Below are 13,820 nucleotides of genomic sequence, written 5' to 3'. Positions count from 1 at the left end.
CCCGTCCCATCTGACCGCCGCCCACCGAGAGAGAACCCGTGGCCCTCTTCCTCCATCGCATCGGACGCGCCGCATTCCGCCGCGCCTGGCTCGTCATCATCGCCTGGGCCCTCGGCCTGGCCGCCCTGCTCGGCCTGGGCGTCGGCCTCGGCGGCCAGCTCCAGGAGTCCTACGCGATCCCGGGCACCGAGTCGCAGGACGCGATCGACCAGCTCGCGGCGGTCTTCCCCCAGACCGCCGGCGCCTCCGCGAAGGCGGTCGTCGAGGCGCCCGACGGCGAGTCCGTCCAGGACGCGCCGTACCGCGACGCGATCGAGGCCATGGAGACCGAGCTCGAGAACGTCGACGGCGTCGCGAGCGTGCTCGGACCGTTCGACGAGTACGCGGGCGACCAGGTCTCCGACGATGAGCGCACCGCGTACATCCAGGTGCAGTTCGACGGACCGACCACCGACGTCACGCAGGAGTCGATCGACGCCGTGCTCGCGACCGGCGACACGGGCCGCGAGTCCGGGCTGACGGTCGCCTTCGGCGGCGAGGTCTTCCAGGACACGACGTTCGGCCTGACGATCACCGAGGCGTTCGGCGTCCTCTTCGCCGGGGTTGTGCTGCTCATCACGTTCGGCTCGCTCCTCGCGGCCGGGATGCCCCTGCTCACCGCCCTCGTGGGGGTCGCCGCGACCTTCGGCGGCATCTCGCTCGTCGCGGCGTTCGCGCCGGTCTCGAGCACTGCGCCCATGCTCGCGGTCATGATCGGCCTCGCCGTGGGCATCGACTACGCGCTGTTCATCCTGTCGCGGCATCGCACGCAGCTCGCGCGCGGCATGGACCCGGAGGAGAGCGCGGCCGAGGCGGTCGCGACCGCGGGCGGCGCGGTCGTCTTCGCGGGCCTCACGGTCATCATCGCGCTGCTCGGCCTGCTCGTGGTCGGCATCCCGTTCCTCAGCGTCATGGGCGTCGCGGCCGCGTTCGCCGTACTCGTCGCCGTGATCGGCGCCACGACGCTGCTGCCCGCGCTGCTCGGGCTCGCGAAGGGCCGGCTCGCACCCAAGCCGGGCAGCCGTGCGCACCGACGCGCCGTCGCGCACGACGAGGGCGGCCGGCCCACGCTCGGCCGCCGTTGGGTCGACACCGTGCTGAAGGCGCCGATCGTCTTCGTGCTCCTCGTCGTCGGCCTGCTCGGCGCGGCCGCCATCCCCGCGGCCAGCCTCGACCTCAACCTCCCCGGCGGCCGGGGCGAGCCCGGTTCGAGCCAGCGCGAGGCGTACGAGATGATCGAGGCCGGCTTCGGACCCGGCTACAACGGGCCGCTCATCGTCACAGTCGACATCACGCAGACCACCGACATCTTCGACGACCTCGACGCGATCGCCGCGCGCCTGGCCCAGGTCGACGGCGTCGCGTACGTCGGCGAGGGCCTGCCGAACGAGACCGTCGACACCGCGATCATCCAGGTGATCCCCGACAGCGCGCCCACCGACCCCGAGACCAAGCAGGTCGTGCAGGACATCCGTGCACTCGAGGGCGAGATCGTCGACGAGTTCGGCACGCCCATCGCGGTCACGGGCTACACGGCCGTGTCGATCGACATCTCGCAGCGGCTCACCGACGCGCTCATCCCGTTCGCACTCATCGTCGTGGGGCTCTCGATCATCCTGCTGCTCATCGTGTTCCGCTCGGTGTTCGTGCCGATCAAGGCGGCGCTCGGCTTCCTGCTCTCCGCGTTCGGCGCGATCGGGCTCACCATCGCGGTGTTCCAGTGGGGATGGCTCGCCGACCTGCTGCACATCGAGCCGGGCCCCATCCTGAGCTTCCTGCCGATCCTGCTCATGGCCGTGCTGTTCGGCCTCGCGATGGACTACGAGGTGTTCCTCGTCTCGGGCATGCGCGAGGAGTTCGTGAAGACCCGCGACCCGCGCACCTCGATCGTGCACGGGTTCCAGCACGCCGCCCGCGTCGTGACGGCCGCCGCGCTCATCATGTTCTTCGTCTTCTTCGCGTTCGTGCCCGAGGGCACCGGGGTCATCAAGGGCATCGCGTTCGCGCTCGCCTTCGGCGTCGCGTTCGACGCGTTCCTGGTGCGGATGACGCTCGTGCCCGCCGCCATGGCGCTCGCGGGCCGCGGCGCGTGGTGGCTGCCCCGATGGCTCGCGCGCATCCTGCCCGACGTCGACATCGAGGGCGAGGGACTGCGCGCCCACCTCGCGGAGTCGGAGTGGGCCGCCGCGCGCGACGCCGACGTGCTCGCCGACGAGCTTCGCATCGGCGACCCGGCCGAACCGATCGGGCCGTTCTCGGTCGCCGTGCCCAGGGGCGGCGCCCTGGTCGCACGCGGTCGACCCGGCGAACGGCGCGTGCTCGCCGCGACCCTCGCCGGGCGCGTGCTCCCGGCCGGCGGGCGGCTCGCGGTGCTCGGACTCCCGCTGCCGACGGATGCCGGCGCCGTGATGCGCCGGGTCGCCGTCGTCGATCCGGTCGCGGATGGCGCGCCCGTCGGCACCGCGGGCGAGCTCGTCGCCGCCCGCATCGACGCCACCCGCCCGTGGTACCGCCTCGGGTCCACACGGTCGGCCGTGGGTGCGGCGCTGCGCCGCGTCGCGGAGGCGCGGACCGCCTCCGCGGACCCGCTCGCCTGGCGCGCGCGGGCGCTCGACCCCGACACGCCGCTCGCCTCGCTCGACCCGCTCGACCGGCTGCTGGTCTCCGTCGCCGCGGCGCTCGCCGAGAAGCCGGCGGCCGTGGTCGTCGATGTCGAGGTCGTGGCGGCCGACGCGCGGCGGACCTGGCAGGCCCTCGCGCACCTCGTCCCCACCGGCGTCGTCCTCATCGTGACGACCCCGCTCGACGCCGACCTCGACCCAGTCCGTGCGGCGCTCGACGCCCGCGGCATCCGCTCGCTCGACCTCGTCACCCGCCCGCAGGAGGCCCTCCGATGACCCGCACCGACCCGACCGCCGTCCGCCGTCGCGGGCGCCGCGTCGCCCTGCTCGCGGTGGTCGCCGCCGTGCCGATCGCCGTCGCCGGCCTCGTCGCCGGCGCGATCGGCGGCGCCGACGACCGGTTCGACGCCATCCCAGCGATCGTCGTCAACAACGACGAGATGGTCACGATCACGACGCCCGACGGCGAGGAGCAGCCGGTCCTCGCCGGCCGCCAGCTGGTCACCGAGCTCACCGGCGACGGCGACACGGGCTTCGACTGGACGATCTCGAACGACGAGGAGGCCGCGAAGGCCCTCGCCGCCGGCGACGCCTACGCCGTGCTCACGATCCCCTCCGACTTCTCGGCGTCGGTGACCTCGCTCTCGGGCGACGCCCCGACCACGGCGAACCTCGACATCCGCACCGACGACGCGCACGGCTACCTCGCGGGCGTCGTGGGCGGCACGGTCGGCGACGCGATCGCCTCGGCGTTCGGCCACGAGCTGACCACGCAGTACCTCGAGGGGCTCTACGGCAACCTCATCACGGTCGGCGGCTCGCTCGGCGACGCCGCCGACGGCGCCGGCCGGCTCGCCGACGGCGCGGGCTCGCTCTCCAACGGCCTCGACCAGCTCGCGGGCGGAATCGGCTCGGCTGCCGACGGGACCAGCGAGGCCGCGAACGGCGCCGCGGCGTACGCCGCGGGCGTCGACCAGTACACGTCCGGGGTCGAGCAGCTCGCGGGCGGCGTCGCCACGCTCGACACCGAGGCGGGCGGGCTCGACGGGATCACGTCGGGAGTCGCGCAGTACGTCGGCGGAGTGGCCCAGGCCGGGTCCGGGGTCGACGACGGCATCGCGCAGTACGTGGCAGGCGTCCGCTCCGCGGGCTCCGGCGTGGACGCGGGCATCGCGTCCTACGTCGACGGCATCGGGATCGCCGGCGACGGCGTCGTCGCAGGCACCTCCGGCTACGTGGACGGCATCGACCAGCTCGCGGCGAGCGGCGACCAGCTCGCGGCCTCCGTGCCCGCGCTGCTTGCCGCCGACCCGAGCGGTGCCGCCCTGCAGGCGGCGATCCAGCAGTACGCGGCCGGCGTGCACGCCGCGGCCGACGGCGGTGACGACCTCGTCGCCGGGACCGACTCGACGTTCGACCAGCTCGTCGCCGGCGGCGACCAGCTGCAGGCCGGGACCGCCGACGGATTCGCGAAGCTCGCCGCCGGCGGCGACGCGCTTCGAACGGGCACCGCGACCGGATTCGACGAGCTCGCAGCGGGCGGCGCGGCCCTCGTCTCCGGCACCGGGTCGGGCATCGACGGCCTGCAGTCCGGCATCTCGCAGCTCTCGGACGGCGCGAACGCCGCTGCCGCCGGCTCCCCGCAGCTGCGCGACGGCGCGAGCGGGCTCGCGTCGGGCGTGAGCGGCATCGCGAGCGGCCTGACGCAGCTCGAGTCCGGGGCGTCCGCCTCGGCCGACGGCGCGTCCGACCTCGCGGGCGGCACGCAGGACCTCGCCGACGGGCTCGCGAAGGGCGCCGAGGGCACCTCGTCGCTGGAGGACATGGACCCGGAGCAGACGGCCGGCGTGGTCGCCGACCCTGTCGTCTCCGAGTCCACGCGCGACCACGAGATCAGCAACGTCGGCCAGGTCGTCGCGATGCTGCTCGCCCCGATCGGGCTCTGGCTCGGTGCCATGGCCCTGTTCCTGGTCTTCCGGCCCTTCTCGCGGGAGGCGCTCGAGAGCACCGCGCCCACCGGGCGGCTCGTCGGCCGCACGCTGTTCCGCGGCTCGCTCGTCGGGCTCGTCCAGGCCGCGGCCGTGGTGCTGCTCATGCACACGGCGCTCGGGGTCGACTGGGCGCTCCTGCCGCAGACGCTCGCGTTCTCGGCCCTGCTCGCCGTCGCGTTCACCGCGATCCACGCGTTCCTGACCGCGTGGCTCGGCCGCGCCGGGACGATCGTGTCGCTCGTGCTCGTGGTGCTGCAGCTCGCGGCATCCGGCGGACTCTACCCGCTGGAGATCGTCAGCGGTCCGTACCAGGCGATCAGCCCGTTCCTGCCGCTCACGTGGGCGGTCCAGGGCATGCAGCACATCGTCTCGGGCGCGGGCGGTTCCACGGTGTGGGCCTCGGCGGGCGTCATCGCACTGTTCGGCGTGCTCGGCGCCGTCGGCACGGCCATCGTGGTGGCGCGGCGACGCGCCATCCGGCCCGCCGGCCGGCTCGCACCCGCCGTCGCGTGATCCGGACCCCGGCCGCGCCGCTCAGCGGTTGCGGCCGGGCAGGATCGCGTCGATCGCTCGACGCAGCGGCGACTCGTGCTCGGGCGCGGCGACCGCCGCGGTGTGCTCGCGTGCGAACGCGACCGTCTCGCGGAGCATGTCGAGCCGCTCGGCCTCGGACTTGGCCTTGCGGGTGTTGATCTCGGCGACGACCGAGCCGTCCCACCCTCGGTCGGCGAGCATCCGCAGCGTCTCGGCGACGGGCTCGCGCCCGTAGCCGGGGAGCAGGTGCTCGTCGAAGATCTGGCCCTCGCCGATCGCGCCGGAGCCGTCGCAGAGGTGCACGTGACGCAGGCGGTCGCCGAGGTCCTTCGCGTACTCGAGGCTGTCGACGCCCGAGAGCGCCGCGTGCGAGAAGTCGAGCGTGACGGCGTCGCAGTCCATCTCGCGCGGGTCCCATCCGGGCATGTACGCCTTCATGTTCCGCCCGGCCGCGCGCCACGGGAACATGTTCTCGACCGCGATCTCGACGCCGTGCTCGGCGGAGAGCTCGCGGACGATCGGCAGGAACTGGAGCGCGTAGCTCGACTGCCAGCGGAACGGGGGATGCACGACCACGGCGCCCGCGCCGACGGACCTCGCGAGCTCGGCTGTGCGCGCGAGCTTCACGCGAGGGTCGCGGCCCCAGACGAAGTGCGTCAGCAGGAGCACGGGCGCATGGATCGAGAGGATCGGCAGCTCCCAGCGCTCCGACATCTCGATCAGGCCCTCGGCCTGCTGGGTGGTGGCCTCCTGGGTCACCATGATCTCGACCCCGTCGAATCCCGCTTCCTTCGCCAGCCGGAAGGCGTGCTCGGGTTCGAGCGGATAGACGCAGGTGGTGCTCATACCGATGCGCATCATGAGGTCTCGAAGTCTAGCCCGGAAGGCTGGACGGCGGGTGGGACCGACGACCTCCTGTAGCCTGAATCGGAGCCGTCCGCGAGGAGGACCCGTCGCCGTGAAGCCCGCAACCGACTCATCCGAACCGGATACGCAGCCCGTCTACGAGATGGTCGTCGTCTCCAACCGGCTCCCCGTCGACTACGTCGGCGGCGAGGGCGGCGACACGCGCTGGAAGGGGTCGCCGGGCGGCCTCGTCACCGCGCTCGAACCCGTCATGCGCGCCGCCGACGGCGCGTGGGTCGGCTGGGCAGGAGTCGCCGACCGCGAGTTCGCGCCGTTCGAGCACGACGGCATCACGATCGTGCCCGTGCCGCTGTCGGCGGACGAGGTCGAGGAGTACTACGAGGGGTTCTCCAACGACACCCTCTGGCCGCTGTACCACGACGTCATCGCGCCGCCGCGGTTCCACCGCGAGTGGTGGGAGGCGTACGTCCGCGTCAACCGCCGCTTCGCCGAGGCCGCCGCGAACGCCGCCGCCGAGGGCGCCGTCGTGTGGGTGCAGGACTACCAGCTCCAGCTCGTGCCGCGCATGCTCCGCGAGATCCGCCCCGACCTCGTGATCGGCTTCTTCAACCACATCCCGTTCCCCGCGTACGGCATCTACTCGCAGCTGCCCTGGCGCCGGCAGGTCGTCGACGGCCTGCTCGGCGCCGATGTGATCGGCTTCCAGCGCGCCGCCGACGCCGGCAACTTCTCGCGCGCGGTGCGCCGGCTGTTCGGCTACCGCACACGCGGCACCGTGATCGACGTCCCCGACGGCGACGGGGGAGTGCGGCACGTGGTCGCGCGACACTTCCCGATCTCGATCGACGCCGCCGCGTTCGAGCAGCTCGCCCGTCGGCCCGAGGTCCAGGAGCGCGCGCGGCAGATCCGCAGCAGCCTCGGCGACCCCGAGGTCGTCATGCTCGGCGTCGACCGGCTCGACTACACGAAGGGCATCCGGCACCGGATCAAGGCGTTCGGCGAGCTCCTGCGCGACGGCCGGCTCGCGGTCGAGGAGGCGACCCTCGTGCAGGTCGCGAGCCCCTCGCGCGAGCGCGTCGACACCTACCGCCAGCTGCGTGACGAGATCGAGCTCCTGGTCGGCCGGCTCAACGGCGACCACTCCACGCTCGGCCACGCCGCGATCACCTACCTGCACCACGGCTACCCGCGCGAGGAGATGGCCGCGCTCTACCTCGCCGCCGACGTCATGCTCGTCACCGCGCTGCGCGACGGCATGAACCTGGTGGCGAAGGAGTACGTGGCCAGCCGCTACGACGACGACGGCGTGCTCCTGCTCAGCGAGTTCACCGGGGCATCCGACGAGCTGCGTCAGGCGATCCTCGTGAACCCGCACGACATCGAGGGCCTGAAGGACGCGATGGTCGAGGCGGCGCGCATGCCCAAGCGCGAGCGGGCGCGCCGCATGCGGGCGCTGCGCAAGCGCGTGCGCGAGAACGACGTCGCGAACTGGTCGGCGACCTTCCTCGAGACGCTCACGGGCGCCGGTCCCATCGCGCCGGGCGTGCCCGACCCCGTGCGGGCCGCCATCGCGAGGCTCGCCGAGGTGCCGCGCCTGCTGGTCGCGCTCGACTTCGACGGCACGCTCGCGCCGATCGTCGACCGCCCCGACGAGGCGCGCGCGACCGATCGCGCCCGCGCGGCGATCGAGCGGCTCGCCGATTCCGACGACACGCGCGTCGCGCTCATCTCGGGCCGCGCCCTCGAGAGCCTGAAGGATGTCGCGGCGCCACCCGTCGCGGCGCTGCTCAGCGGCTCGCACGGGGTCGAGCTCCAGCTCGACGGCGGCGGCGTCACGCTCGACCTGCGCGAGACCGAGCTCACCCGGCTCGATCGCCTCATCGAGATCGTCGAGGATGCGGCATCGACCTCGGAGGGCGCGTGGGTGGAACGCAAGCCCGCCGGCATCGCGCTGCACACCCGCCGCCTCGGCGCGAGCGCGGGCGCCGCCCTGCAGCGCGTGGCCCGCGAGCGCGTGGAGGCGGCGCTGCCGGGCCTCGCGACCCGGAGCGGCAAGAACGTGCTCGAGTTCGCCGTGCGCGCGAGCGACAAGGGCGAGGCGCTCACCCGGCTGCGGCAGCACTCGGGCGCCGATGCGGTGCTGTACGTCGGCGACGACGTCACCGACGAGGACGCGTTCGCCACGCTCGAGACCGACGATGTCGGCGTCAAGGTGGGGCAGGGCAAGTCGCTCGCGGCCTACCGGCTGCGCGGTCCCGACGACGTGGCGCTGCTGCTCGAACTGCTCGCCGAGCAGCGCGAGGCCGCCCGCTGAGACCCCGCGCGGGGCCCGTCGCGGCGGGCGACCGCTCGGCGAAACCGGCGTTCGCGGGGATCTAGACTCGACGATATGTCGGAGATCGATCCCAAGCCCCGCAGTCGCGTCGTCACGGATGGCATCGAGGCCACCACCAGCCGCGGGATGCTCCGCGCGGTCGGCATGGGCGATGCCGACTGGGACAAGCCACAGGTCGGCATCGCGAGCTCCTGGAACGAGATCACGCCGTGCAACCTCTCGCTCGCGCGCCTCGCGCAGGCCGCGAAGGAGGGCGTGCACGCCGGCGGCGGCTACCCGCTGCAGTTCGGCACCGTGTCGGTCTCCGACGGCATCTCGATGGGCCACGAGGGCATGCACTTCTCGCTGGTCTCGCGCGAGGTCATCGCCGACTCGGTCGAGGTCGTCATGCAGGCCGAGCGCCTCGACGGCTCGGTCCTGCTCGCCGGCTGCGACAAGTCCATCCCGGGCATGCTCATGGCCGCGGCCCGCCTCGATCTCTCGTCGGTGTTCCTCTACGCCGGCTCGATCGCGCCCGGCTGGGTGCGCCTCGAGGACGGGACCGAGAAGGACATCACGATCATCGACTCGTTCGAGGCGGTCGGCGCGGTCAAGGCCGGCAAGATGAGCGAGGCCGACGCCAAGCGCATCGAATGCGCGTTCGCGCCCGGCGAGGGCGCGTGCGGCGGCATGTACACCGCGAACACCATGGCCTCGGTCGCCGAGGCCCTCGGCCTGTCGCTGCCGGGTTCGGCGTCGCCCGCGTCGGCCGACCGCCGCCGCGACTACTACGCGCACCGCTCGGGCGAGGCGGTCGTGAACCTCCTGAAGACCGGCATCACGGCGCGGCAGATCCTCACCAAGAAGGCGTTCGAGAACGCCATCGCGGTCGGCATGGCGCTCGGCGGCTCGACCAACATCGTGCTCCACCTGCTCGCGATCGCGCGCGAGGCCGAGGTCGAGCTCACGCTCGACGACTTCAACCGCATCGGCTCCAAGGTGCCGCACATCGGCGACCTCAAGCCGTTCGGCAAGTACGTCATGAACGACGTCGACCGCCGCGGCGGCCTGCCCGTGCTCATGAAGGCCCTGCTCGACGCGGGCCTCATGCACGGCGACGCGCTCACCGTCACCGGGAAGACCCTCGCCGAGAACCTCGCCGAGATGGACATCCCGCCGCTCGACGGCGAGGTGCTGCGCACGCTCGACAACCCCATCCACGAGACCGGCGGGCTCACGATCCTGCACGGGTCGCTCGCACCCGAGGGCGCCGTCGTGAAGACCGCGGGCTTCGACGCGGCGACGTTCGAGGGCCCCGCACGCGTGTTCGAGCGCGAGCGCGCGGCGATGGACGCGCTGACCAACGGCGAGATCTCGCACGGCGACGTGGTCGTCATCCGCTACGAGGGCCCGAAGGGCGGGCCCGGCATGCGCGAGATGCTCGCCATCACCGCCGCCATCAAGGGCGCTGGGCTCGGAAAAGATGTACTACTCTTGACGGACGGTCGATTCTCAGGCGGCACAACCGGCCTGTGCATCGGCCACATAGCACCCGAGGCGGTCGACCAAGGTCCCATCGCCTTCGTGCGCGATGGTGATCTGATTCGGGTCGATATCGCGGCTCGCTCCATCGACCTACTGGTCGACGAGGCCGAGCTGGCAGCCCGCCGGGAAGGCTGGGCTCCGCTTCCTCCGCGCTACACCCGAGGCGTCCTCGCGAAGTACTCCAAGCTCGTGCGCTCCGCTGCCGAAGGCGCGACCACGGGCTGAGACGTTCGCCTGTCCCGAACATCCCGCCCACCACGAACAGGAATCGAATGACCACGGAATCCAGTCCCGTGCCATCGCCCGCCTCCCTGTCGCAGTCGCAGTCCGCGACGCACGGCAGCCCCGAGATGCTCACCGGAGCCCAGGCCGTCGTCCGCTCGCTCGAACTGCTCGGCATCACCGACGTGTTCGGCCTGCCCGGCGGCGCGATCCTCCCCGTCTACGACCCGCTGCTCGACAGCCGCCGGCTCCGCCACATCCTGGTCCGCCACGAGCAGGGCGCCGGCCACGCGGCGGAGGGCTACGCCTCCTCGTCGGGCAAGCTCGGCGTCGCGATCGCCACCTCGGGCCCCGGCGCGACGAACCTCGTGACCGCGATCGCCGACGCGCACATGGACTCGGTCCCGTTCCTCGCGATCACCGGCCAGGTCTTCTCGAACCTCATGGGCACCGACGCGTTCCAGGAGGCCGACATCGTCGGCATCACGATGCCGATCACCAAGCACTCGTTCCTCGTCAAGCGCCCGGAGGAGATCCCCGCGACGATCGCGGCCGCCGTGCACATCGCGACCACGGGACGCCCCGGCCCCGTGCTCGTCGACATCACGAAGGACGCGCAGCAGGCGACGTTCGCCTTCTCGTGGCCGCCGAAGGTCGAGCTGCCCGGCTACCGGCCGATCACCAAGGCGCACGGCAAGCAGGTGCTCGCCGCGGCTCAGCTCATCGCCGAGGCCAAGCGCCCGGTGCTCTACGTCGGCGGCGGCATCATCCGCGCCGGCGCATCCGACGAGCTGGTCGCCCTGGCGGATGCCACGAAGGCGCCCGTCGTGACCACGCTCATGGCGCGCGGCGCGTTCCCCGACTCGCACCCGCAGCACCTCGGCATGCCCGGCATGCACGGCACGGTGCCCGCGGTGCTCGCGCTCCAGGAGGCCGACCTGCTCGTGGCGCTCGGCGCCCGGTTCGACGACCGCGTCACCGGCAAGGCCGCGCTGTTCGCCCCCGAGGCGAAGGTCGTGCACGTCGACATCGACCCGGCCGAGATCGGCAAGATCCGCGCGGCCGACGTGCCGATCGTGGGCGACGCGAAGGACGTGCTCGTCGACCTGCTCGCGGCGTACCGCGACGTCACCGCGGCCGGAGCGCCCGACCTCGCCGAATGGTGGGCCACGCTCGACGGCCTCCGCTCGGAGTTCCCGCTCGGCTACACCCAGCCGTCCGACGGGCTGCTCGCGCCGCAGTACGTGATCCAGCGCATCGGCGAGCTGACCGGCCCCGAGGGCGTCTACGCCGCGGGCGTCGGCCAGCACCAGATGTGGGCCGCGCAGTTCATCAAGTACGAGCGGCCCAACGCGTGGCTGAACTCGGGCGGGGCGGGCACCATGGGCTACGCGGTGCCCGCGGCCATGGGCGCGAAGGTCGCCCAGCCCGACCGCGTGGTCTGGGCGATCGACGGCGACGGCTGCTTCCAGATGACCAACCAGGAGCTCGCGACCTGCACGCTCAACGACATCCCGATCAAGGTCGCCGTCATCAACAACTCCTCGCTCGGCATGGTGCGCCAGTGGCAGACGCTGTTCTACGACGGCCGGTACTCCAACACCGACCTGAACACGGGCCACGACACCGTGCGGGTGCCCGACTTCGTGAAGATGGCCGAGGCGTACGGCGCGCTCGGCATCCGCGTGACGAAGGAGGAGGAGGTCGACGCGGCCATCAAGCTCGCGCTCGAGACGAACGACCGCCCGGTCGTGATCGACTTCGTCGTCTCCGCCGACGCCATGGTGTGGCCGATGGTGCCGCAGGGCGTCTCCAACTCCTACATCCAATACGCCCGCGACCACTCGCCGGCCTTCAGCCAGGAGGACTGAACATGTCGACCCACGTGCTCTCCCTCCTCGTCGAGGACAAGCCCGGCCTGCTGACGCGCGTCGCCGGCCTGTTCGCGCGGCGCGGCTTCAACATCGAGTCGCTCGCGGTGGGCCACTCCGAGATCGACGGCCTCTCGCGCATCACCGTCGTCGTCGACGTGGAGGACCTGCCGCTCGAGCAGGTCACCAAGCAGCTGAACAAGCTCGTCAACGTCATCAAGATCGTCGAGCTCGACCCCGCGCAGTCGGTGCAGCGCGAGCACCTGCTCATCAAGGTGCGCGTCGACAACACCACCCGCTCGCAGGTGCTCGAGGCGGTGAACCTCTTCCGCGCCCGCGTGGTCGACGTGTCGACCGACGCCCTCGTGATCGAGGTCACCGGCGACTCCGGCAAGACCACCGCGCTGCTGAAGGTCCTCGAGCCCTACGGCATCAAGGAGATCGCCCAGTCCGGCCTGCTCGCCATCGGCCGCGGCGGCAAGTCGATCACCGAGCGCGTCTTCAAGAGCTGATTCCGGATGTCGCGACGCGCGTCGCGACATCCGCCCATCGAACCCAACCAAGGAGAAAGAACCGCAACATGGCTGAGATCTACTACGACAAGGACGCCGACCTCTCGCTCATCCAAGGCAAGAAGGTCGCCGTCATCGGCTACGGCTCGCAGGGCCACGCGCACGCGCAGAACCTCCGCGACTCGGGCGTCCAGGTCGTCATCGGCCTGAAGGAGGACTCGAAGTCCAAGCCCAAGGCCGAGGAGGCCGGCTTCGAGGTCAAGAGCGTCGCCGACGCGGCCGCGTGGGCCGACGTCGTCGTCATCCTCGCGCCCGACCAGTTCCAGCGCCACATCTACGCCGAGTCGGTCAAGGACCAGCTCGCCCCCGGCAAGACGCTGGTCTTCGGCCACGGCTTCAACGTGCGGTTCGGCTACATCGAGGCCCCGGAGGGCGTCGACGTCATCCTCGTCGCGCCGAAGGCCCCCGGCCACACCGTGCGCCGCGAGTTCGTCGCCGGCCGCGGCATCCCCGACATCATCGCGGTCGAGCAGGATGCCTCGGGCTCGGCCTGGGATCTTGCGAAGTCGTACGCGAAGGCCATCGGCGGCACGCGCGCCGGCGTCATCAAGACGACCTTCACCGAGGAGACCGAGACCGACCTGTTCGGCGAGCAGGCCGTGCTCTGCGGCGGCGTGTCGCAGCTCGTGCAGTACGGCTTCGAGACCCTCACCGAGGCCGGGTACCAGCCCGAGATCGCCTACTTCGAGGTGCTCCACGAGCTCAAGCTCATCGTCGACCTCATGTGGGAGGGCGGCATCTCCAAGCAGCGCTGGTCGGTCTCCGACACGGCCGAGTACGGCGACTACGTGTCGGGCCCGCGCGTCATCGACCCGCACGTCAAGGAGAACATGCAGGCCGTGCTCGCCGACATCCAGTCGGGCGCGTTCGCCAAGCGCTTCATCGACGACCAGGACAACGGCGCCAAGGAGTTCCTCGAGCTCCGCGAGAAGGGCCAGGGCCACCCCATCGAGACCACCGGCCGCGAGCTGCGCAAGCTCTTCTCGTGGACGCAGGTCGACGAGGACGACTACGTGGACGGCGAGGTCGCTCGCTGACGCGAGCGGACCTGCCGCCCTCTCCGTCACTGTGCTGATGCGGCGCCGGCCCTCGTCCGGCGCCGACGGCGAGGTCGCTCGCTGACGCGAGCGGACCTGCCGCCCTCTCCGTCACTGTGCTGATGCGGCGCCGGCCCTCGTCCGGCGCCGACGGCGAGGTCGCTCGCTAGCTGACGACTCGAACGGCCCGTCCGGATCATCCGGGCG

Annotated in this window: 8 protein-coding genes; 7 read left to right on the top strand and 1 reads right to left on the bottom strand. The window is 72.0% G+C overall.

Features of this window, described 5'->3' with window-relative positions; all coding sequences use genetic code 11:
- Nucleotides 1–38: 38 nt before the first annotated feature.
- Together JOD46_RS13100 and JOD46_RS13095 are read left to right on the top strand one after the other, a co-directional pair.
- Nucleotides 39–2,936: an MMPL family transporter gene (locus JOD46_RS13100; RefSeq protein ID WP_204394975.1), complete on the top strand. Its 2,898-nt coding sequence runs from the start codon at nt 39–41 to the stop codon at nt 2,934–2,936.
- Entirely contained in the window at nt 2,933–5,164 is a 2,232-nt protein-coding gene (locus JOD46_RS13095; RefSeq protein WP_204394974.1) for a YhgE/Pip domain-containing protein, read from the top strand. The genes JOD46_RS13100 and JOD46_RS13095 overlap by 4 nt, the downstream gene beginning before the upstream one ends.
- Before the next feature lie 21 nt (nt 5,165–5,185).
- On the opposite strand, the gene JOD46_RS13090 is transcribed toward JOD46_RS13095, so the two are convergent.
- A complete protein-coding gene (locus JOD46_RS13090) occupies nt 5,186–6,046 on the bottom strand; it encodes a sugar phosphate isomerase/epimerase family protein (protein ID WP_204394973.1) in 861 nt (286 codons plus the stop codon).
- 148 nt (nt 6,047–6,194) lie between these two features.
- On the opposite strand from JOD46_RS13090, the gene JOD46_RS13085 reads away from it, so the two are divergent.
- From JOD46_RS13085 to ilvC, 5 genes are all read left to right on the top strand, one after another.
- Nucleotides 6,195–8,366, top strand: a complete 2,172-nt coding sequence (locus JOD46_RS13085; RefSeq protein WP_204396640.1) for a bifunctional alpha,alpha-trehalose-phosphate synthase (UDP-forming)/trehalose-phosphatase — start codon at nt 6,195–6,197, stop codon at nt 8,364–8,366.
- Between the two features lie 75 nt (nt 8,367–8,441).
- A complete protein-coding gene (gene ilvD, locus JOD46_RS13080) occupies nt 8,442–10,136 on the top strand; it encodes a dihydroxy-acid dehydratase (protein WP_204394972.1) in 1,695 nt (564 codons plus the stop codon).
- A 47-nt stretch (nt 10,137–10,183) separates the two neighbouring features.
- A complete protein-coding gene (locus JOD46_RS13075) occupies nt 10,184–12,004 on the top strand; it encodes an acetolactate synthase large subunit (RefSeq protein WP_204394971.1) in 1,821 nt (606 codons plus the stop codon).
- Between the two features lie 2 nt (nt 12,005–12,006).
- Nucleotides 12,007–12,516 carry an acetolactate synthase small subunit gene (gene ilvN, locus JOD46_RS13070; RefSeq protein WP_204394970.1) on the top strand — a complete coding sequence of 170 codons (510 nt, stop codon included), beginning with the start codon at nt 12,007–12,009 and terminating at the stop codon, nt 12,514–12,516.
- 68 nt (nt 12,517–12,584) lie between these two features.
- Nucleotides 12,585–13,613: a ketol-acid reductoisomerase gene (gene ilvC / locus JOD46_RS13065; RefSeq protein ID WP_204394969.1), complete on the top strand. Its 1,029-nt coding sequence runs from the start codon at nt 12,585–12,587 to the stop codon at nt 13,611–13,613.
- The last annotated feature ends 207 nt before the right edge of the window (nt 13,614–13,820 follow it).

This window comes from Agromyces aurantiacus (assembly GCF_016907355.1).
Taxonomy (GTDB): Bacteria; Actinomycetota; Actinomycetes; order Actinomycetales; family Microbacteriaceae; genus Agromyces; species Agromyces aurantiacus.
This window is presented reverse-complemented; position numbering and strand designations above follow the sequence as displayed.